Origin of the sequence: Pantoea sp. SOD02, assembly GCF_024707505.1 — a bacterium.
In the GTDB taxonomy this organism is placed as follows: domain Bacteria; phylum Pseudomonadota; class Gammaproteobacteria; order Enterobacterales; family Enterobacteriaceae; genus Pantoea; species Pantoea symbiotica.
Genome location: NZ_CP102604.1, coordinates 2,171,856 through 2,192,158 on the forward strand (window position 1 = coordinate 2,171,856; position 20,303 = coordinate 2,192,158).

Here is a 20,303-nt window from a genome sequence, read left to right on the forward strand (position 1 = left end):
GAAGTGGGCCCGAAAGCCCGGGAATTTAGATCTGGCGGAAGCGGCTGCGTACGCTGAACGTTTCAGAGGTCACGTAACGTTCCACCTCGCGCACCTTGCGCTCATCGCTTTGCAGCGTTGTTTCCAGCTCGTCGAGCAGTTCACGTGCGCTGGGTGCCCGTTCAGATGAAGCATCAACGGGTTTCTCGTCCAGCACAAAGCCCAGAATAAAATAGGCGACGATGGTGAACATAAACAGCCCAAGGAACAGCGACAGCACCACAATCACACGCAGTAAGCGCACCGGGATATCGAGATATTCCGCAATACCCGCGCAGACGCCGCGCACTTTGCCTTGCTGCGGAATGCGCCACAGTTTACGGCCATTCATCATGGTTGCCTCCAGTTTGGATGTTCGGCATCCAAAATGGCTTCCAGCGCTTCCACACGTTCACGCATGCGGCGCGCATCCTGAGTAATTTGTTGCAAACGCTGCAGGTCACTCGACGATAAATCGGCGCCGCCGTTGCGTTTGTTGCTGTAATGCAGCCATAACCAGATTGGTGCGACAAACAGCACGAAAATCGTTAAGGGTATGGCTAAAAAAAGTGCGCTCATTGACTCTCCTTAATCACTAACACCATTTTTAACTCGGGCCCACAATCAGGCCCGTGGCGATCACTCAGGGCGATTCATTTTGGCTTTCAGCGCGGCCAGCTGCTGGCTGATTTCATCATCGGCTTTCAGCTCGGCGAACTCCTGATCCAGACCTTTTGGCTTACCAAAACGCTGGCTTTCTGCTTCTGCTTCCATGTGATCAATGCGACGTTCAAAGGATTCGAAACGTGCCATCGCATCATCAATCTTGCCGCTATCGAGCTGACGACGCACATCACGTGATGACGATGCCGCCTGATGACGCAGCGTTAACGCTTGCTGACGTGCACGGGTTTCAGTGAGTTTTTTCTCCAGCTCACCAATCTCACCTTTCATGCGGTCCAGCGTCTCTTCAACCTGGGTAGATTCCTGATGCAGTGCTGCAATCAAATCGGTCAGCTTCTGCTTCTCAATTAAAGCAGCACGCGCCAGATCTTCTTTACCTTTGTTGATCGCCAGCTCCGCTTTCTCCTGCCATTCGGCCTGCTGAATTTCAGCCTGCTCGCTGCGGCGCAGCAGCTGTTTCTTTTCTGCCAGCGCACGGGCTGAGGTTGAACGGACTTCTACCAGCGTGTCTTCCATTTCCTGAATCATCAGGCGTACCAGTTTCTGCGGATCTTCGGCGCGCTCCAGCAGAGAGTTGATGTTAGCGTTCACGATGTCGGCGAAACGAGAAAAAATACCCATAATGATGTTCCTCAAATTTTGTGTGTAGGTGCGCGAGGCGCTCATCACTAATACAATTTGCGTGCCAACTTTTAATTCATTGATTTTATGCCATTTGTTTATTTTACATCCGCCGGAACATCCCTTAAGGTAGTGAAATTGATTAATCAGTGGCGAATTTCATCATGTCGAATAGTTCTGACAACCTTTTAGGTGAATCGAATAACTTTCTGGAAGTACTGGAACAGGTTTCGCGCCTGGCACCGCTGGAAAAACCGGTGCTGGTGATTGGCGAACGCGGGACAGGGAAAGAGCTGATCGCCAGCCGCCTGCATTATCTGTCGAACCGTTGGGAAGGTCCGTTTGTTTCGCTGAACTGCGCCGCGCTGAATGAAAACCTGCTCGATTCCGAACTGTTCGGCCATGAAGCCGGCGCTTTTACCGGGGCGCAAAAACGCCATCTGGGACGCTTCGAACGCGCCGATGGCGGCACGCTGTTTCTCGATGAACTCGCCACCGCACCGATGCTGGTGCAGGAGAAATTGCTGCGCGTGATTGAATATGGCCAGCTGGAGCGCGTGGGCGGCAATCAATCTTTGCAGGTCAATGTGCGGCTGGTTTGCGCCACCAACGAAGATCTGCCCGCGCTTGCCGCCGCCGGAAAATTCCGCGCCGACCTGCTCGATCGCCTCGCCTTTGATGTGGTGCAGCTGCCGCCGTTGCGTGAACGCCGCAGTGACATCCTGGTGATGGCCAACCATTTCGCGATTCAGATGTGCCGTGAGCTGGGCTTGCCGCTGTTCCCAGGCTTCAGCGATCGCGCCCAACTGACGCTACTGAATCACAGCTGGCCCGGCAACGTGCGCGAGCTAAAGAACGTTGTCGAGCGTTCGGTCTATCGCCACCACAGCGCCGACGACGAGCTGGATAACATCATCATTAACCCGTTTGCACCACGCACGCCGCCAGCCAACGTCACAGCCGAACCGGCCTCATCTGCTTTGCCTTCCCTGCCGCTGGATTTACGTCAGTGGCAAAATCAGCAGGAGCGCGAGTTGGTAGAAGCGAGTTTGCAGCAGGCCAAATACAACCAGCGCCGCGCCGCCGAGTTGTTGCGTGTGACGTATCATCAGTTGCGGGCCATGATGAAGAAGCACGGGATTCAGGCCCGCGACGAGGATTAGCCAGGTCGCCATAAATGGCGCCCCTACGTTTTATCGCACAGGTGTGTGGCGCTTTTCCCAAAAGCTTTTGCGCGGATGCAAGGCGGCAAGTGCGATAATCCCCGGGAGCATACATCAGTATGTGACCGGGGTTAGCGTGCGCAGCCAACGCAGCAGCGGCGTAAAAGATGACGGGAAAAACGTCACACAAAAAAAAGCCCGCGAGACGCGGGCAACTAATACTGGAAGCAATGTGAGCAATGTCGTGCTCTTCTTCGGTAGAGCCACCGTCGAAGCGCAGAAGAATAATAATCATTCTTATTATCATCTGTAAACCCCTAATTGAGAATATTTCTCATTTCCACACAGAGATTGTGATTACCCCATCGCCACTTTGGCGAAAAACACAGCAGAAGTGTCGCGAATTTGGGGAGTACGTGACGTTTAAGATACACTCACGCTATTGCCTCAGAATCGTTGAGTTCTATGCCAAAATTATTCCCCTCTCTGCTGCTTGGTCTCAGCATGATGAGCGCGTCAGCGTGGGCCGCGCCAACGGACAACATCCGCAACAGCGGCTTTGTCTATTGCGTTAACGGCACGGTTAATACCTTCAACCCACAAATGGTCAGCAGCGGCTTAGTCGTCGATACGCTGGCGGCGCAGCTGTATGACCGGCTGCTGGACGTGGATCCTTATACTTATCGACTGATTCCCGACCTCGCCCAGAGCTGGGAAGTGCGGGATAACGGCGCAACCTACCGTTTCCACCTGCGCAAAGATGTCGCCTTCCAGCGCACCAACTGGTTTAAACCGACGCGTAAAATGAACGCCGATGATGTGGTGTTCAGCTTTGCGCGTATGTTTGATCGCAAGCATCCGTGGCATAACGTTAACGGCGGCAGCTATCCCTATTTTGATAGCCTGCAGTTTGCCGATTCAGTGCAGAGCGTGAAAAAGCTCGATAGCGATACGGTTGAAATCCGCCTCAACAGCCCGGACGCCTCATTCCTGTGGCACATCGCGACGCATTACGCGCCGATTTTGTCGCAGGAGTACGCCAATAATCTCAGCGCCAAAGGCCAGCAGGAACAGCTGGATCGCGAACCGGTCGGCACCGGCCCGTTCCAACTGAGCGAATACCGCACCGGACAATATCTGCGCCTGGCGCGTAATCCACAGTACTGGAAAGGCGTGCCGCGTCTGCAGCAGGTGGTGATTGATTTGGGCGTCGGCGGCACCGGACGTCTGTCCAAACTGCTGACCGGCGAATGCGATGTACTGGCCTATCCCGCCGCCAGCCAGCTGAGCATTTTGCGCGACGATCCGCGTCTGCGCATGACGCTGCGTCCTGGTATGAACATCGCGTATCTGGCGTTCAATACCCGCAAGCCGCCGCTCGATCGCCCGGAAGTGCGCCACGCGCTGGCGCTAGCGATCAATAACGAACGCCTGATGGAATCGATCTATTACGGCACCGCCGAAACTGCCGCCTCGATTTTGCCGCGTGCGTCCTGGGCTTATGACAACGATGCGCGCGTCACCGAATACAATCCGGCCAAAGCGCGTGAAGAGTTGAAAGCGCTGGGGCTGGAAGATCTGCATTTACGTCTGGTTGTGCCCTCTTCCTCGCAGTCGTGGAATCCCAGCCCGCTGAAAACCGCCGAACTGCTGCAAGCGGATTTGGCGCAGATTGGCGTGCGCGTCACCATCGCGCCGGTGGAAGGTCGTTTCCAGGAAGCGCAGTTGATGGAGATGAATCACGATCTCACGCTTACCGGCTGGGCAACCGACAGTAACGATCCCGACAGTTTCTTTCGCCCACTATTAAGCTGCGCGGCGATCCGTTCGCAGACCAACTACGCACACTGGTGCTCGCCCGCCTTTGATGAGGCATTGCAGCACGCGCTGTTGTCCCAGCAGCTGTCGGCACGCATTGATAGCTACGACAAGGCGCAGCAGATTTTGGCGCAAGAGCTGCCGGTGCTGCCTCTGGCCTCGTCGCTGCGTTTGCAAGCCTATCGGCATGACATCAAAGGTTTGGTGTTAAGCCCGTTTGGTAACGCCTCTTTCGCCGGCGTTTACCGCGATGAGAGCAGCGAGGAGTAAGCATGATTATCTATATTCTGCGTCGCGTGGTGCTGCTGCTGATCACCCTGTTTTTGCTGTCGCTGGTGAGCTTTAGCCTGAGCTACTTCACGCCAAACGCCCCGCTCGAAGGCGCGTCGCTGTTTGATGCGTGGTGGTTCTGGTTTAAGGGCTTACTGCAGTTTGATTTCGGCGTCTCCAGCACTAACGGACAGCCGATTGATCTTCAGCTGCGCGAAGTGTTTCCTGCCACGCTGGAGCTGTGCGTGATGGCGTTTATTCTGGCGCTGCTGGTGGGCATTCCACTGGGAATTTGCGCCGGCGTGATGCGCAAAAAATGGCAGGATAAAGCCATCAGCGCGCTGGCGCTGCTCGGCTTCTCAATGCCGGTGTTTTGGCTGGCGCTGCTGTTTACGCTGTTCTTCTCATTAACGCTCGGCTGGTTGCCGGTTTCCGGGCGTTTCGACCTGCTCTATCCGGTGCAAAACGTTACCGGCTTTGCGCTGATTGATGCCTGGCTGAGCCCGTCGCCGTGGCGGCATGAAATGCTGATCAGCGCATTGACGCACATGATTTTGCCGGTGGTGGTGTTGGCGGTTGCGCCCGCTACCGAGATGATTCGCTTACTGCGCAGCAGCACCAGCGATGTGATGGACAAGAACTACGTTAAAGCTGCCGCCACACGCGGGCTGTCACGCTTCACGGTGATCCGCCGCCACGTGCTGCACAACGCGCTGCCGCCAGTGATTCCGCGCCTTGGCCTGCAATTTTCCACCATGCTGACGCTGGCGATGATTACCGAGGTGGTGTTCAACTGGCCGGGAATTGGCCGCTGGTTGATTAACGCCATTCGCCAGCAGGATTACGCGGCGATTTCCGCTGGCGTGATGGTGGTAGGAGGTCTGGTGATTCTGGTCAGCGTGTTGTCCGATATTCTGGGTGCGGCACTTAACCCGCTGAAACATAAGGAATGGTATGCCCTTAGATAATGTCTACGACGAAAAGCGGCTGCCCAGCACGCTGCGTCGCAGCTGGCAGCGTTTATATCGCGATACCAGCGGCATGGTCGGCTTGTACGGCTTTGGCCTGCTGCTGTTCCTGTGCCTGTTTGGCGGACTGCTGGCGCCGTATGGCATCGATCAGCAATTCCTCGGTTATCAGCTGCTGCCGCCGTCGTGGTCGCGTTATGGCGATGTCTCCTTCTTCCTCGGCACCGACGATTTAGGTCGCGATGTGCTGAGCCGCCTGCTGAGCGGCGTGGCGCCGACAGTGGGCTCGGCGATTCTGGTGACGGTACTGGCGGCAATTTGCGCGCTGGTGCTTGGCGTGTTTGCCGGTATCACGCACGGCGTGCGCTCGGCGGTGATGAATCACGTGCTGGATACCTTGCTGTCGATTCCCTCGCTGCTGCTGGCAATTATCGTGGTGGCGTTTCTCGGCCCGCGTCTGGAACACGCGATGCTGGCGGTGTTTCTCGCGCTGATCCCACGTCTGGTGCGCGAGATCTATACTGCTGTGCATGATGAGATGGAAAAAGAGTATGTGGTGGCGCTGCGTCTCGATGGCGCGCGCAACCTGAATATCTTGTGGAATGCGGTGCTGCCTAACGTGCTGCCGCTGCTGGTGAGCGAATTTACCCGCTCGCTGTCGATGGCAATTCTCGACATCGCCGCACTCGGTTTCCTCGATCTTGGCGCGCAGCTGCCGTCACCCGAATGGGGTGCGATGCTCGGTGACGCGCTGGAGCTGATCTACGTTGCGCCCTGGACGGTGATGCTACCGGGCGTAGCGCTGATGGTCAGCGTGTTGATCGTTAACCTGCTGGGCGACGGCATTCGTCGTGCAGTAGAAGCGGGAGTTGAATAATGCCGCTACTGGATATCCGTAACCTGACCATCGAATTTATGACCGCTGACGGTCCGGTCAAAGCGGTGGATCGCATCAACCTGACGCTGACCGAAGGTGAAATCCGTGGTTTAGTAGGTGAATCAGGTTCAGGCAAAAGTCTGATTGCCAAAGCGATTTGCGGCGTCACCAAAGATAACTGGCGCGTCACCGCCGATCGCATGGTGTTTGATGATATCGATCTGCTGCGCCTGTCACCGCGCGAACGCCGTCGGATTGTCGGTCATAACGTGTCGATGATTTTCCAGGAGCCGCAATCCTGTCTTGATCCGTCGGAAAGTATTGGTCGCCAGTTGATGCAGGCGATTCCTCGCTGGACGCATAAAGGTCGCTGGTTTAAACGGCTGTGGTTCTGGCGCAAAGTGCGCGCGATTGAGCTGCTGCACCGCGTCGGTATCAAAGATCATAAAGACATCATGCGCAGTTTCCCGTACGAACTCACCGACGGCGAATGCCAGAAAGTGATGATCGCCATCGCGCTGGCTAATCAGCCGCGTTTGCTGATTGCCGATGAACCGACCAATGCGATGGAGCCGACCACGCAGGCGCAGATTTTCCGCCTGCTAAGCCGCCTCAACCAGAATAACAACACCACCATTTTGCTGATCAGCCACGATCTGCGCACCATGAGCCATTGGGCTGACCGCATCAATGTAATGTATTGCGGTCAGACGGTGGAAAGCGCGCAGAGCGAAGAGTTAATGGAGTCGCCGCATCATCCTTACACTCAGGCGCTGATCCGTGCGATGCCCGATTTCGGTAGCGCGCTGCCGCACAAAAGCCGTCTCAATACGCTGTCTGGTGCGATTCCGTCGCTGGAACATCTGCCGATTGGCTGTCGTTTGGGTCCGCGCTGTCCGTATGCGCAACGTAAGTGCATCGAAACGCCCCGCCTGACCGGCAATAAAGCGCATCTGTTTGCCTGTCACTTCCCGCTGAATATGGAGAGCCAGTAAACATGGAAACGCTGCTGGAAGTGCGCAACCTGAGTAAAACCTACCGCTATCGCACCGGTCTGTTCCGTCGCCAGCACGTTGAGGCGGTGAAAGGCGTCAGTTTTACCCTGCGTGAGAAACAGACGCTGGCGGTGATTGGTGAAAACGGTTCGGGGAAATCGACGCTGGCGAAAATGCTCAGCGGTATGGTCGAGCCGAGCGAAGGCGAAATGCTGATTGACGACCATCCGCTGGAGTACGGCGATTACGGCTACCGCAGCCAGCGCATTCGCATGATTTTTCAGGATCCTTCCACCTCGCTCAATCCGCGTCAGCGCATCAGCCAGATTCTCGATTTCCCGCTGCGCCTGAATACCGAGTTGGATGATGAAGCGCGCGAAAAACGCATTATTGCCACGCTGCGTCAGGTCGGCTTATTGCGCGATCACGCCGGTTACTATCCGCATATGCTGGCGCCCGGCCAGAAGCAGCGTCTGGCGCTGGCGCGTGCGCTGATTTTGCAACCGAAAGTCATCGTCGCCGATGAAGCCCTCGCCTCGCTGGATATGACCATGCGTTCGCAGCTGGTAAACCTGATGCTGGAACTGCAGGAGAAGCACGGCATCGCCTATATTTATGTGACCCAGCATCTCGGCATGATGAAGCACATCAGCGATCAGGTGCTGGTGATGCATCAGGGCGAAGTGGTTGAGCGCGGCGGCACCGCCGATGTCCTGGCCTCGCCGCTGCACGATCTCACCAAACGCCTGATCACCAGCCACTTTGGTGAAGCCTTAACCGCCGAAGCCTGGCGCCGCGAGCGTTAAGGCGCGGAAAACGCGGTGCGATTTACCGCATTTATACAGACGTGCTAGACTTCGCACGAGATTAACGTCGGTCGCCTAATTTTCAACCATCGCGACCGCCAACAACAATGACCAAAAGGATTACAGCTATGGGTTTTCTTTCCGGTAAGCGCATTCTGATTACTGGCGTTGCCAGTAAACTCTCAATCGCCTACGGTATTGCGCAGGCGATGCACAAACAGGGCGCAGAACTGGCTTTCACCTACCAGAACGACAAACTGAAAAGTCGTGTGGAAGAGTTTGCTAAAGATCTGGGTTCAGACATTGTTCTGCCATGCGATGTGGCTGAAGACGAGAGCATCACTGCGCTGTTCACCGAACTGGCAAAAACCTGGCCGAAATTTGACGGTTTCGTTCACTCCATCGGTTTCGCACCTGGCGATCAGCTGGATGGCGACTACGTGAATGCCGTTACCCGTGAAGGCTTCAAAATCGCTCACGACATTAGCGCGTACAGCTTTGTCGCGATGGCGAAAGAGTGCCGTGCGATGCTGAACCCGAATTCTGCCCTGCTGACCTTGTCTTACCTGGGTGCAGAGCGCGCCATCCCGAACTACAACGTGATGGGTCTGGCGAAAGCGTCTCTGGAAGCCAACGTGCGCTACATGGCGAACGCAATGGGCCCAGAAGGCACGCGTGTTAACGCCGTATCTGCCGGTCCAATCCGTACGCTGGCTGCATCAGGCATCAAAGATTTCCGTAAGATGCTGGCGCACTGCGAAGCGGTTACCCCGATTCGTCGTACCGTTACCATCGAAGACGTGGGTAACTCAGCGGCATTCCTGTGCTCTGATCTGGCGGGTGGTATCACCGGTGAAGTGGTACACGTTGATGGCGGCTTCAGCATTGCCGCAATGAACGAGCTGGAACTGAAATAAGATTTATCTTTGGTCGCCATTCATGGCGACCTCTTCTCCAAAAAAATCCCCCCTTATACTCGTAAGCTATTAATTATTCCCCATCATTCTTTTGCCGTGGACAGCCGTTCAGCGACGATAAGCTAGCCCTTTGTTGCATGCCTGCTTTTCAGATTCGCACGCTGTGCAGCAAGTCCGTTTTTAGCGCAAGGAATGACCATGGAACAACGCCGTTCTCCCGGCCATGACCACTGGTTTTATGAAAGCCAGACTCGCCCGAATAGCACCGCCACCGCGCCGCTGGTGCCCGAAGCCGCCTATATCGACGATCGTTTCTTACTCGGTTTGCAACAGGAAGCGACTGCGTTACAGCCGCTGCTCTCGCGTTTTCAGCCTGCGTTATTGGCCGCGCGCGATCTCAGCCAGATTCTGTTTCCCGATACGCTTGCCACCAGTTTGACCCACACCTTAACGCTGTACGATCGCCTTAGCACCGCGCTGACGGTGGCGCAGGTCGCCGGCGTGCAGCGCCTGTGTAATCACTACTCCGCCCGGCTCAATCCGTTGCCTGGCCCGGACTCGTCACGCGAAAGTAATAATCGCCTGACGCAAATCACCCAGTATGCGCGTCAGCTGGCGATGCAGCCGGAACTGATCAACGCCAACAGCATCAGCGCGCTGGACGCGGTGGGCTTAACCGAGCCGGATATTGTCACCCTGAATCAGCTGGTGGGATATGTCAGCTATCAGTCGCGCGTGGTGGCCGCGCTGCAGGCGATGATGGGCTTGCCAGTGCGCTGGATTCCGGGCGTTTCACCGCCACCGGATGCCAGCGCAGAGCTGTTTGCCCGCAACGACAGCTGGCAGCACGCGCTGAAACCGGTTGAACTGCGCTACGCCAGCGCCGATCAGCTGGCGGCGGTGACTTTCTGTCAAGGCATTGACGGATTGGATGATGCCGTTTGGTTGCTGGTGCATGATGCGCAAGCGCTGTATGGCTTCGCCACCCTAAAACAACGGCTGAGTGAACATTTTGCCGAGGATGAAGCGCTGGCGCAGGCAGTCAGCGCGCGGGTGCTGGGTTGTCGACGTCAGTTTGATCGTGTTTCTGATGAATGGCGAGCCGCGCTGTTGCAGGATGTCGAAGGCGCTGCCGCAGCTTCGCCGGTGATTTCACTCAGCGCCCAGCTCACTCGCCTGCCCGACCGCTTCAGCGCTGCACATCTGCAGCCGCTGCTGAACGCGGGCTGGGGCAGCGAACGCATCTTCACCTTGTTACAAGCGGTGGCTTTCGCCAGCTGGCAGGACCGCGTGCTGATGGCGCTCGGCGAAACCCGTTAATCGGGCAGATGCCGCCGCGCTTCATCAAAGAAATGCTGAGCCAGCGGCGATGCTCTGCCCGGCTCGGCAATCACTAACGCCGCCTGTCTGCCCATCGGCGACATCTCAATCGGCCGCCGCGCCAGATTCTGCATCAGCTCCGGCAACAGATGCCCGCATGGCGACACCATCACGCCGAGGCCAACCTGCGCACTTTGCAGCAGCTGCATGATCGACGCGCTCTCAACAATCACGCGCGGTATCAAGCCGGTTTCGCGCAATTGCCCATCTAGATAGCGACGAAAATAGCGCGTCGGCTCCGCCAGACACAGCGGCTGGCTGGCAAGCGTGGTGAGTGAGATGCTCTCTTGCTCCAGCAGCGCCGGGAAATGCGCCGGATTAAACAGCGCCTCAACGCCCGGATCTTTTAACAGCGCGGTTTGGAAATGCAGCTCGCGCAGCGAGGTCAGTTCAAAGAAACCAATCCCGCCATCCACAGTGTGGCTGTTGAGCGCTTCCAGCAGCTGATCGGCGCTCATCGCGGCAACGCGATAATCAAGCTGCGGGTAACGCGCTTCCACCGCTTTCAACAACGCAGGTAACGCCACGCTGCATTGCGGCATGACGCCAAGCCGCAAGGTGCCGTTTACGCCATGCTTGAGCGACTCCACTTCCAGCTTTAATCCCTGATACACCGAGACAATTTCCCGCGCCCAGGTCAGCACGCGCTCGCCCTCCGGCGTAAAGCCATCGAAATTGTTACTGCGGTTGATCAGCGACAGCCCTAATTCGCGCTCAAGGTTTTTCAGACGCATCGATAGCGTCGGCTGGCTAACAAAGCTGGCTTCTGCCGCACGGCCAAAGTGGCGCTCGCGTTCCAGATTACACAGATAGATGAGTTGTTTGATGTCCATGGAAAGCAGAATTGGCTGGAAAACGGCAGTGTATCATGGCGGTTACCGCTGCGCTGATGCTACGCGCAGCGACCATTGAGTTACGCCACGCCCAAGGCACTTTTTACGTCGTTGGCGATCTTTTCGACCTGCGGGCCGTAAATTACCTGCACGTCGTGTTCGCTGACGCGATTGATGCCGTTCGCGCCGGTGGTGAGTAACGTTTGATCAACCACTTCATTCATCTGTTTAACCCGCACGCGCAGCCGGGTGAAACAGCAATCGAGGTCCTCTATATTGGCTTCACCGCCCAGCCCGCTGATGATCACTTTGGTGCGCTCATCCGCCGCAACTTGTTCCGGTTTGTGCTCCTCATCAGATTCGCGCCCCGGCGTTTCTACTCGCATCCGCGTAATCACAAAGCGGAAGCCGTAGTAGTAAATCGGCACATAAATCACGCCGAGGACAATCGTCCACCACCAATGCGTTTTACTGCCGCCGAGAATGCCAAACACCACCAGATCGATCGCGCCGCCCTGCACGTTACCAATCATCAAATGCAGCATCGACATCAACATAAATGACAGGCCGGTTAACAGCGCATGCAGGATATACAGCACCGGCGAAACGAAGATGAAACAGAACTCCAGCGGCTCGGTGATGCCGGTGGTAAAGGAGGTCAGCGCACCGGCCAGCACCAGCGCTTTGACGCGCTGCTTATGTTCGGGGCGCGCGGTGTGGTAAATCGCCAGTGCGGCGGCCGGCAAGCCAAACATCATTACCGGTATTTTGCCCTGCGCGAGGAACTGCGTGGCGCCGCGCACCGTATCGTCCGGGATAGCGCCGGGATGCGTCAGCGAGGTGTTAAAGATGTTGAGCGCGCCGACGATGCTTTGTCCATCTACCGTTGCCATGCCGCCAATCGGTGTGAATCGCACGGTTTCGTTGAGAATGTGATGCAAACCGGTCGGAATCAGCAGACGTTCGCTGGTGCCTAGCAGGAAGGCGCCGTATTGCCCGCTTTTACCAATCATCAAACCCACCCACGCGATGCCTGCGCCGATGGTCGGCCAAATCAACCCCAGCAGCACGCCCACCAGCGGCAGCACCACCACGGTAACGATCGGCACAAAGCGGCGTCCGCCAAAGAAGCTGATCGCCGTCGGCAGTTGCTGGGTGTAAAAGCGGTTATGCAGCACCACGGTAATTAATCCGGCAATCACGCCGCCCAGCACGCTCATGTTGTAGGTAAAGATGCCGAGCATGTCGATGTATTCGGCGGACGTCATCATCGCAGCGGTTTGGTCCATTCCCGCTTTCTGTAGCGCTTCTGCCGTGGTGGTAATGGCCGTCAAACCTTTCGACGCCAGCGTGGAGCTGATGCCGACGTTCATGGCGATATAGCCAATCACAGCGGCAAAGGCGGCGGTCGGTTTCTCCGCTTTCGCCAGCCCGATGGCGCTGGCCACCGCAAAGAACAGCGGCAGATTGGCGAACAGTGCACCTGCCACTTTGCGAATAAACCCGATGATCAGCTGTGGTACCTGCAGATTGGCGAAGGCATCGCCGGTAATCGCCGGGTTTTGCATTGCGGCGGCCAGGCCAAGAAAGATCCCTGCGGCAGCGATCACCGAGATGGGCATCATTAAGGCCTTACCGAAGGCGTGAATTTGGCTTGCCAGATTCTTCATGCGCGTGCCCTTTTCAGAATGGAAAGAGCAATTATTAGCCAGTTATCTCAGCAGCACGTAACCGCCGCCCCTGAACAGCCGGGAAAGTTTGACTTAGGTCACGCTTTAAGCCCGATCCGCGATAAACGCCGCCTATCGCACCATTAAACCAATCAATTAGACAACTTTTAAGGAGAGTCGCACACTTCCCGCTAACAGAAGACATATTCTGATAACAACTCATAAACAAATAAGCCTGCAACTATGAAATTTAAACGTAAGATTCAACCCTATCGCGCTGCTGCGGGCGGCTGGGGTTCCCTGGAAGCCACCACCCGTTTCGTCCTTGATAGTAAAGCTGCCCTAAAAAACATGCGTAACCTGATGCGCATGAACAAAGCACGCGGTTTCGACTGCCCAGGTTGCGCCTGGGGCGATGACAACAAAAGCACCTTTAGCTTTTGTGAAAACGGGGCAAAAGCGGTGACGTGGGAAGCCACGCGTCGTGTGGTAGAGCCGGAATTTTTTGCTCAGCACAGCGTCAGCACTCTTTATCAGCAAATCGATTACTTCCTTGAGTATCAGGGACGCTTGACCCATCCAATGCGCTACAACAGCGCCACCGACCACTACGAACCGATCAGCTGGGACGATGCGTTAGCCTTGATTGCTCGCCATCTGCAGGCGATGGACCATCCGAATCAGATGGAGCTTTACACCTCCGGCCGCGCCAGCAACGAAGCCTCGTGGCTTTATCAGCTGTTTGGCCGCGTGATGGGGACTAACAACTTCCCTGACTGCTCCAACATGTGCCATGAAGCCAGCGGCACCGGCCTGAAGCGCAGCATCGGCGTCGGTAAAGGCACTATTCGTCTGGACGATTTTGATCACGCCGACGCGATTTTCGTGCTGGGTCAGAATCCGGGCACCAACCATCCGCGCATGCTGCACAGTCTGCGTCATGCCGCCGATCACGGTGCGAAGATCGTCACCTTTAACACGCTGCGCGAACGCGGCCTTGAGCGTTTTGCCGATCCGCAAAAGCCGCTGGAAATTGTCACGTCGATGGCGGGTACCATTAGTTCTGCCTATTACCAGCCTAATCTGGGCGGCGATATGGCGGCGGTGCGCGGCATGGTGAAAGCCCTGCTCGAGCTACAGCGTGCACGTTTGGCAGCCGGTGAGAAAGGCATTTTCGATCAGGCGTTTATTGATGCAAATACGCATGGTGTAGAAGACTATCTCGCTGCGGTGGATAACACCCGCTGGGACGATATTGTGCGCCAATCCGGTCTGAGCGAAGTTCAGATCCGTGAAGCAGCGGCGATTTACCAAAGCTCTGAGCGGGTAATCATCACCTGGGCGATGGGCATCACGCAGCATAAACATTCAGTGGATACCGTCCGCGAGATCACTAACCTGCAGCTGCTGTTTGGTCAGTTGGGCAAGAAAGGCGCAGGCCTGTGTCCGGTGCGCGGCCACAGTAACGTGCAGGGCAACCGCACCATGGGCATTGATGAGAAACCGGGCAAGCCGTTCCTCGATGCCCTCGGTGCGCACTTTGATTTTGAGCCACCGCGCGAGCACGGTCACAATACCGTTGAAGCGCTGAACGCGATGCTGCGTGACGAAGTGAAAGTGCTGATTGCGCTGGGCGGCAACCTCGCGGCGGCCGCACCGGATTCACCGGTCACCGAAGAAGCGTTGCAGCATTGCGGTTTAACCGTGCACATCAGCACCAAACTCAATCGCAGCCATTTGGTGCCGGGCCATGAAGGGCTGATTCTGCCAACGTTGGGCCGTACCGAACGCGATCGCCAGGCCAGCGGTAATCAGTACATCACCGTTGAAGACTCGTTCAGCATGGTGCACGCCTCAGAAGGTGTTGGCATTCCATTGGCGGAAACGCAGCGATCTGAAACCGCGATTGTGGCCGGCATCGCCCATGCGACCTTGGGCAGCGATAAAATCGACTGGCTGGCGATGGCAGGCAATTACGATCTGATTCGCGATCATATCGCCGCGACTATTCCTGGCTTTGCTGATTTCAATAATAAGTGCGACATTCCTGGCGGCTTCTATCTTGGTAGCGCTGCCGCCGAGCTGCGCTTCAATACGCCGAGCAAACGTGCCGAGTTCAGCGCCGCCGCCCTGCCGACTTCGCTGTTCCCGCAGTTAGGTGATGTCGCGGTGCCGTTTACGCTGCAAACCCTGCGTTCACACGATCAGTACAACACCACCATTTACGGCCTCGATGACCGTTATCGCGGCGTCTATGGTCAGCGCGAAGTGGTGTTTATCCATCCGGACGATATGGCGTCGCTGGGCTTCGCTGAAGGCCAGTTGGTGGATATCGAGACGCTGTGGAATGATGGCTTAACCCGTCGCGTCAGCGGTTTCAAACTGGTGCCGTATAACATTCCGCGCGGTAACCTTGCGGCTTATTATCCGGAAACTAACCCGCTGGTACCGCTCTCAAGCTTTGGCGACGGCAGCGGCACGCCGACCTCAAAATCGGTGCCGGTGAAGCTGGCATTAACCGCTGCCGTAGCGTCACAACGCATCGCCTGACCAAAGCGTTATCAGAAGGTAAAAAGCCGCGTAAAGCGGCTTTTTAGCCTGTTTTGGCCTTGCCGCGCGGACCCGATTCGCGTAAAACTGTCAGCCGCTCTTAGGCCACGAAACTATATAAATTATGTTCCAGGATAATCCGCTGCTCGCGCAGCTTAAAGAGAAGCTTCACGCGCAGACTCCGCGCGTCGAAGGTGTTGTTAAAGGTACGGAAAAAGGCTTTGGCTTCCTCGAAGTTGATGCCCAGAAAAGCTACTTCATTCCGCCACCGCAGATGAAGAAAGTGATGCACGGCGACCGTATTTCTGCCGTGATCCACACCGATAAAGACCGCGAGAGTGCCGAGCCGGAAACCCTGGTTGAGCCGTTCCTGACCCGCTTTGTCGGCCGCGTGCAGAAGAAAGACGATCGCCTGTCAATTGTGCCGGATCATCCGCTGCTGAAAGATGCGATTCAGTGCCGCGCCGAACGTGGCGTGACCCACGATTTCCAGACCGGCGATTGGGCGGTGGCAGAGATGCGTCGTCACCCGCTGAAAGGCGATCGCGGTTTCTATGCCGAACTGACCGAATTCATTGTCACCGCTGACGATCACCTCGCGCCGTGGTGGGTAACCTTGTCGCGCCATAACCTTGAACGTCAGGCTCCGGACGTCGGTTTTGGTGAGATACTCGACGAAAATCTGCAGCGTGAAGACTTAACCGCGCTTAACTTCGTCACCATCGACAGCGCCAGCACCCAGGATATGGATGATGCGCTGTACGTGGAAGAAGCCGCCGACGGCAATCTGATCCTGACCATCGCCATTGCCGATCCGACCGCTTACGTGGCGGAAGGCAGCGAGCTGGATAAGCTGGCGTCGAAACGCGCGTTCACCAACTATCTGCCGGGCTTTAACATCCCGATGCTGCCGCGCGAACTCTCTGACGACGTCTGTTCTCTGCGTCCGAACGAACGTCGTCCGGCGCTGGCGTGCCGCGTCACCGTGTTGAAAGATGGCAGCCTGGCTGATGACGTGCATTTCTTTGCCGCGTGGATCGAGTCGAAAGCCAAACTGGTTTATGACCAGGTTTCTGATTGGCTGGAAAACAGCGGCAGCTGGCAACCAGAGAACGACGCCATTGCCCAGCAGATTCGCCTGCTGCACCAGGTTTGCCTGGCGCGCAGCGAGTGGCGTCAAACCCACGCGCTGGTGTTTAAAGATCGTCCGGACTATCGCTTTGTGTTGGGCGAGAAAGGCGAAGTGCTGGATATCATCTCCGAGCCACGCCGCATCGCTAACCGCATCGTTGAAGAGTCGATGATTCTGGCAAACGTCTGTGCCGCGAAAGTGCTGCAGGAGAAGCTGGGCTTCGGTATCTACAACCTGCACACCGGTTTCGATCTGGCCAACGCTGAGCAGGCCGCAGGCGTGCTGGCGGGTCATGGCATCACCGTGGATCCGCAGGCGATTACTACGCTTGAAGGCTTCCGCCAGCTGCGTCGTGAACTCGATGCGCAGCCAACCCAATATCTCGACAGCCGCATTCGTCGCTTCCAGTCGTTTGCCGAAGTCGGCACCGAGCCGGGCCCGCACTTTGGTCTGGGCCTCGACGCGTACGCGACCTGGACTTCGCCGATTCGTAAGTTTGGCGACATGATCAACCATCGCTTGCTGAAAGCGATTGTGCGCGGCGAAAGCACCGCTCGTCCGCAGGATGAGCTGACGACCATCATGAGCGAACGTCGTCGCCTGAACCGCATGGCCGAGCGCGATGTCGGAGACTGGTTGTACGCACGCTTCCTCGCGCCGTTTGCCGGCACCGATCGCAAGTTCAGCGCCGAGATCATCGATGTCTCTCGCGGCGGCATGCGCGTGCGTCTGCAGGAGAATGGCGCGGTGGCCTTCATCCCTGCGCCGTTCATCCACGCGGTGCGTGATGAGCTGGTGTGCTCGCAAGAAAGCGGCACCGTGCAGGTGAAAGGTGAAGTCGCTTACCGTGTAACGGACATCATCGACGTGACCATCGCCGAAGTGCGTATGGAAACCCGCAGCGTGGTCGCACGTCCGGCCGCCTGAGCATGAAAACTGGCGGGATAACAGCCGTTATCCCGCATTTCTCTCCGCCCGCTTTAGCAAATGTTAAATTTGCATTCCGCTTCACATTTCTAACGCCTGTGCCTGTCGTTAACAATTCATTACATTACTTTTAACTTGTTGTATTCGATCGCTTCTTTTCCCGGTCCCTACAAGGAGTTAACTCATGAACAACGTCAAAACCAGTCTCATCTGGTTAGCGGTGGCGTTAATTGGCGCGGGCGCATTTGCCATGCTGGCCCTCAGCCGTGGCGAGCACGTCAACGCGGTCTGGCTGGTGATTGCCTCCGTCGCCTGCTACAGCATTGCCTATCGCTTTTACAGCCTGTTTATCGCTAAGCGCATCTTCGAACTGGACGATCGTCGTCGCACGCCGGCGGAGCGCTTAAGTGATGGCCTTGATTATGTGCCCACCAATAAATGGGTGCTGTTTGGTCACCATTTTGCGGCGATTGCCGGTGCGGGCCCGCTGGTAGGCCCGATCCTCGCGGCGCAAATGGGCTTCCTGCCTGGCACCATCTGGATTTTGGTTGGCGTGATGTTTGCCGGTGCGGTGCAGGATTTCCTGATTCTGTTTATCTCTACGCGCCGTGATGGCCGCTCACTCGGTGAGATGGCGCGCCAGGAACTCGGTTCATTCGCAGGCGTGGTGACCATGCTCGGCGCGCTGGGCGTGATGATCATCATCCTCTCCGCGCTGGCCTTGGTGGTAGTGAAGGCGCTGGCTAACAGTCCGTGGGGCTTGTTCACTATCGCCGCGACCATTCCGATTGCGCTGTTTATGGGCGTGTATATGCGTTTCCTGCGTCCCGGCAAAATTGCGGAAGTGTCGATCATTGGCTTCGTGCTGATGATGGCGGCGATTATCTACGGCGGTAACGTGGCGGCCGATCCCTATTGGGGCCCGCTGTTCACGCTGAAAGGCACGGAGCTGACATGGGTGCTGGTGATTTACGGTTTTGTCGCCTCTTCGCTGCCGGTGTGGCTGCTGCTGGCGCCGCGCGATTATCTCTCTACCTTCCTGAAAATCGGCGTAATCATTGGTTTGGCCATCGGCATCGTGTTTGCCATGCCAGAGATGAAAATGCCTGCGGTGACCAAATTTATTGATGGCACCGGACCGGTATTCTCCGGCGCGCTGTTCCCGTTCCTGTTTATCACTATCGCCTGTGGCGCCATTTCCGGTTTCCATGCGCTGGTCTCGAGCGGCACCACGCCAAAACTGGTGGAGCGCGAAAGCCATATCCGCTTTATCGGCTACGGCGCGATGCTGATGGAATCCTTTGTGGCGATCATGGCGCTGATTTGCGCCTCGGTGCTTGATCCAGGCGTCTACTTTGCCATGAACTCACCCGCCGCGCTGATTGGCACCACGGTGGAAAGTGCGTCACAGGTGATTAACGGCTGGGGCTTCGTGGTGACGCCAGAGATGCTGAGCGGCATTGCGCGTGACGTCGGCGAAAGCACCATTCTTTCCCGCGCCGGTGGCGCACCCACCTTTGCGGTCGGCATGGCGCACATCATCACCGAAGTGTTTAACAGCCGCGCCATGATGGCGTTCTGGTATCACTTTGCCATCTTGTTTGAAGCGCTGTTTATCCTCACCGCTGTGGATGCCGGTACCCGCGCCTGCCGCTTTATGGTGCAGGATTTGGTGGGCACCGTGGTGCCATCGATGGCGAATAACCGTTCATGGTTGGGCAACATGGCGGGAACCACCGTTGCGGTAGCGGGCTGGGGCTTCTTCGTGTATCAGGGCGTGGTCGATCCGCTCGGCGGCATCAATACGCTGTGGCCGCTGTTTGGTATCGGCAACCAGATGCTGGCGTCGATGGCGCTGATTCTCGGCACCGTGGTGCTGTTCAAAATGAAGAAGCAGCGATATGCGTGGGTGACGATTGTGCCGACCGCCTGGCTGTTTATTACCTCGATGACCGCGGGCTGGCAGAAGATTTTCCACGAGAAACCTTCGATTGGTTTCCTCGCGCAGGCCAACAAGTTCCGTAAAGGCATTGATGACGGCATCGTCATCGCCCCGGCGAAAACCGTCGCCGACATGCAAACCATCGTCTTCAGCAATCAAATTAACGCGGCCCTGTGCGCCTTCTTCATGCTGGTGGCGGTGACCATGCTGGTTTCAGCCTTCTTTGTGATTCGTCGGGCGCTCAACAGCAGCGTGCCGACTACCCATGAATCCGAGATCTCACTGCGTAAAGAGGTGCGAAATGTCTGAGTCCATTTATCACTGGAGAAAACCCACCGGTGCGTGGCAGATTCAGCAGTGCTTACCAATCGCACCCGCTGCGGCTGGGCAAAATCTTACGCGCTGGCAGCGCATCTGGCAGGGATTACAGCAAAGTTTTCGTTTAATGGTCGGCGTTCATGACTATCAAACTTATCTGAAGCATATGCGCGAACATCATCCAACTATCGCCCCAATGGATGAGCGCGCTTTTCACCGTCACTGCCTCGATGCCCGCTTTCCCAGCCAGGCTGGAAAACTGGGTAAGTGCCCTTGCTAACCAGGATCAGCCCCGCTTGTCGGGGCTTTTTCGTGCCATTCTTTAATAAAAACAAAAATATATTTGGATTGCATCTTGTGCTGGCGCAGGAGGTTGAATACTGTTGCTAAAATAATGAGATACCGCCCGCTGAG

The 20,303-nt window shown here is 56.6% G+C and carries 18 protein-coding genes; 13 read left to right on the top strand and 5 right to left on the bottom strand.

Going from position 1 to position 20,303, the window contains the following annotated elements; all coding sequences use genetic code 11:
* Positions 1–25 precede the first annotated feature (25 nt).
* From pspC to pspA, 3 genes are read right to left on the bottom strand one after another with little or no spacing between them, the layout of a single operon-like run.
* Positions 26–373 (bottom strand): envelope stress response membrane protein PspC, encoded by a 348-nt coding sequence (gene pspC / locus NR302_RS10110; protein WP_008106469.1) that lies wholly within the window; start codon positions 371–373, stop codon positions 26–28.
* A complete protein-coding gene (pspB, locus tag NR302_RS10115; protein ID WP_007888081.1) occupies positions 370–597 on the bottom strand; it encodes an envelope stress response membrane protein PspB in 228 nt (75 codons plus the stop codon). The genes pspC and pspB overlap by 4 nt, the downstream gene beginning before the upstream one ends.
* Positions 598–657: 60 nt before the next feature.
* A complete protein-coding gene (pspA, locus tag NR302_RS10120) occupies positions 658–1,323 on the bottom strand; it encodes a phage shock protein PspA (RefSeq protein ID WP_258143395.1) in 666 nt (221 codons plus the stop codon).
* Positions 1,324–1,487: 164 nt separating this feature from the next.
* On the opposite strand from pspA, the gene pspF reads away from it, so the two are divergent.
* The 9 genes from pspF to NR302_RS10165 all read left to right on the top strand — a co-directional run bounded on the left by pspF (position 1,488) and on the right by NR302_RS10165 (position 10,457).
* Positions 1,488–2,486, top strand: coding sequence for a phage shock protein operon transcriptional activator (pspF, locus tag NR302_RS10125; RefSeq protein ID WP_258143396.1), 999 nt, complete (start codon positions 1,488–1,490; stop codon positions 2,484–2,486).
* 136 nt (positions 2,487–2,622) lie between these two features.
* Positions 2,623–2,799 carry a hypothetical protein gene (locus tag NR302_RS10130; RefSeq protein WP_154156280.1) on the top strand — a complete coding sequence of 59 codons (177 nt, stop codon included), beginning with the start codon at positions 2,623–2,625 and terminating at the stop codon, positions 2,797–2,799.
* A gap of 152 nt (positions 2,800–2,951) precedes the next feature.
* Positions 2,952–4,574, top strand: coding sequence for an ABC transporter substrate-binding protein SapA (gene sapA, locus NR302_RS10135; protein ID WP_258143397.1), 1,623 nt, complete (start codon positions 2,952–2,954; stop codon positions 4,572–4,574).
* Positions 4,575–4,576: 2 nt separating this feature from the next.
* Positions 4,577–5,542 (top strand): putrescine export ABC transporter permease SapB, encoded by a 966-nt coding sequence (gene sapB, locus NR302_RS10140; protein WP_008106480.1) that lies wholly within the window; start codon positions 4,577–4,579, stop codon positions 5,540–5,542.
* Positions 5,529–6,419 (top strand): putrescine export ABC transporter permease SapC, encoded by an 891-nt coding sequence (sapC, locus tag NR302_RS10145; protein WP_008106482.1) that lies wholly within the window; start codon positions 5,529–5,531, stop codon positions 6,417–6,419. The genes sapB and sapC overlap by 14 nt, the downstream gene beginning before the upstream one ends.
* Entirely contained in the window at positions 6,419–7,414 is a 996-nt protein-coding gene (gene sapD / locus NR302_RS10150; protein WP_258143398.1) for a putrescine export ABC transporter ATP-binding protein SapD, read from the top strand. Before sapC ends, sapD begins: the two co-directional genes overlap by 1 nt.
* A gap of 2 nt (positions 7,415–7,416) precedes the next feature.
* Complete coding sequence (gene sapF, locus NR302_RS10155) at positions 7,417–8,220, top strand: putrescine export ABC transporter ATP-binding protein SapF (RefSeq protein ID WP_008106485.1); 804 nt, start codon at positions 7,417–7,419, stop codon at positions 8,218–8,220.
* 128 nt (positions 8,221–8,348) lie between these two features.
* Positions 8,349–9,137, top strand: a complete 789-nt coding sequence (gene fabI / locus NR302_RS10160; RefSeq protein WP_007892455.1) for an enoyl-ACP reductase FabI — start codon at positions 8,349–8,351, stop codon at positions 9,135–9,137.
* A gap of 198 nt (positions 9,138–9,335) precedes the next feature.
* The gene (locus NR302_RS10165; RefSeq protein WP_258143399.1) at positions 9,336–10,457 is read left to right on the top strand and encodes an oxidoreductase; all 1,122 of its coding nucleotides are present in this window, start codon (positions 9,336–9,338) and stop codon (positions 10,455–10,457) included.
* On the opposite strand, the gene NR302_RS10170 is transcribed toward NR302_RS10165, so the two are convergent.
* Positions 10,454–11,350, bottom strand: a complete 897-nt coding sequence (locus NR302_RS10170; RefSeq protein WP_258143400.1) for a LysR family transcriptional regulator — start codon at positions 11,348–11,350, stop codon at positions 10,454–10,456. The genes NR302_RS10165 and NR302_RS10170 overlap by 4 nt on opposite strands.
* An 80-nt stretch (positions 11,351–11,430) precedes the next feature.
* Positions 11,431–13,020 carry a PTS transporter subunit EIIC gene (locus tag NR302_RS10175; protein ID WP_258143401.1) on the bottom strand — a complete coding sequence of 530 codons (1,590 nt, stop codon included), beginning with the start codon at positions 13,018–13,020 and terminating at the stop codon, positions 11,431–11,433.
* A 243-nt stretch (positions 13,021–13,263) separates the two neighbouring features.
* On the opposite strand from NR302_RS10175, the gene NR302_RS10180 reads away from it, so the two are divergent.
* From NR302_RS10180 to NR302_RS10195, 4 genes are all read left to right on the top strand, one after another.
* Positions 13,264–15,570: an FdhF/YdeP family oxidoreductase gene (locus NR302_RS10180; protein WP_258143402.1), complete on the top strand. Its 2,307-nt coding sequence runs from the start codon at positions 13,264–13,266 to the stop codon at positions 15,568–15,570.
* 124 nt (positions 15,571–15,694) lie between these two features.
* Entirely contained in the window at positions 15,695–17,629 is a 1,935-nt protein-coding gene (locus NR302_RS10185; RefSeq protein ID WP_258143403.1) for an exoribonuclease II, read from the top strand.
* A gap of 184 nt (positions 17,630–17,813) precedes the next feature.
* Positions 17,814–19,880 (top strand): carbon starvation CstA family protein, encoded by a 2,067-nt coding sequence (locus tag NR302_RS10190; RefSeq protein WP_154156292.1) that lies wholly within the window; start codon positions 17,814–17,816, stop codon positions 19,878–19,880.
* Positions 19,873–20,169 (top strand): YbdD/YjiX family protein, encoded by a 297-nt coding sequence (locus NR302_RS10195; RefSeq protein WP_154156294.1) that lies wholly within the window; start codon positions 19,873–19,875, stop codon positions 20,167–20,169. Before NR302_RS10190 ends, NR302_RS10195 begins: the two co-directional genes overlap by 8 nt.
* The last annotated feature ends 134 nt before the right edge of the window (positions 20,170–20,303 follow it).

Bases quoted from the DNA above. Each gene is read 5' to 3' on its own strand.
- pspC (WP_008106469.1), bottom strand. From the start codon at position 373: ATGATGAATGGCCGTAAACTGTGGCGCATTCCGCAGCAAGGCAAAGTG.
- pspB (WP_007888081.1), bottom strand. From the start codon at position 597: ATGAGCGCACTTTTTTTAGCCATACCCTTAACGATTTTCGTGCTGTTT.
- pspA (WP_258143395.1), bottom strand. From the start codon at position 1,323: ATGGGTATTTTTTCTCGTTTCGCCGACATCGTGAACGCTAACATCAAC.
- pspF (WP_258143396.1), top strand. From the start codon at position 1,488: ATGTCGAATAGTTCTGACAACCTTTTAGGTGAATCGAATAACTTTCTG.
- sapA (WP_258143397.1), top strand. From the start codon at position 2,952: ATGCCAAAATTATTCCCCTCTCTGCTGCTTGGTCTCAGCATGATGAGC.
- sapB (WP_008106480.1), top strand. From the start codon at position 4,577: ATGATTATCTATATTCTGCGTCGCGTGGTGCTGCTGCTGATCACCCTG.
- sapC (WP_008106482.1), top strand. From the start codon at position 5,529: ATGCCCTTAGATAATGTCTACGACGAAAAGCGGCTGCCCAGCACGCTG.
- sapD (WP_258143398.1), top strand. From the start codon at position 6,419: ATGCCGCTACTGGATATCCGTAACCTGACCATCGAATTTATGACCGCT.
- sapF (WP_008106485.1), top strand. From the start codon at position 7,417: ATGGAAACGCTGCTGGAAGTGCGCAACCTGAGTAAAACCTACCGCTAT.
- fabI (WP_007892455.1), top strand. From the start codon at position 8,349: ATGGGTTTTCTTTCCGGTAAGCGCATTCTGATTACTGGCGTTGCCAGT.
- NR302_RS10165 (WP_258143399.1), top strand. From the start codon at position 9,336: ATGGAACAACGCCGTTCTCCCGGCCATGACCACTGGTTTTATGAAAGC.
- NR302_RS10170 (WP_258143400.1), bottom strand. From the start codon at position 11,350: ATGGACATCAAACAACTCATCTATCTGTGTAATCTGGAACGCGAGCGC.
- NR302_RS10175 (WP_258143401.1), bottom strand. From the start codon at position 13,020: ATGAAGAATCTGGCAAGCCAAATTCACGCCTTCGGTAAGGCCTTAATG.
- NR302_RS10180 (WP_258143402.1), top strand. From the start codon at position 13,264: ATGAAATTTAAACGTAAGATTCAACCCTATCGCGCTGCTGCGGGCGGC.
- NR302_RS10185 (WP_258143403.1), top strand. From the start codon at position 15,695: ATGTTCCAGGATAATCCGCTGCTCGCGCAGCTTAAAGAGAAGCTTCAC.
- NR302_RS10190 (WP_154156292.1), top strand. From the start codon at position 17,814: ATGAACAACGTCAAAACCAGTCTCATCTGGTTAGCGGTGGCGTTAATT.
- NR302_RS10195 (WP_154156294.1), top strand. From the start codon at position 19,873: ATGTCTGAGTCCATTTATCACTGGAGAAAACCCACCGGTGCGTGGCAG.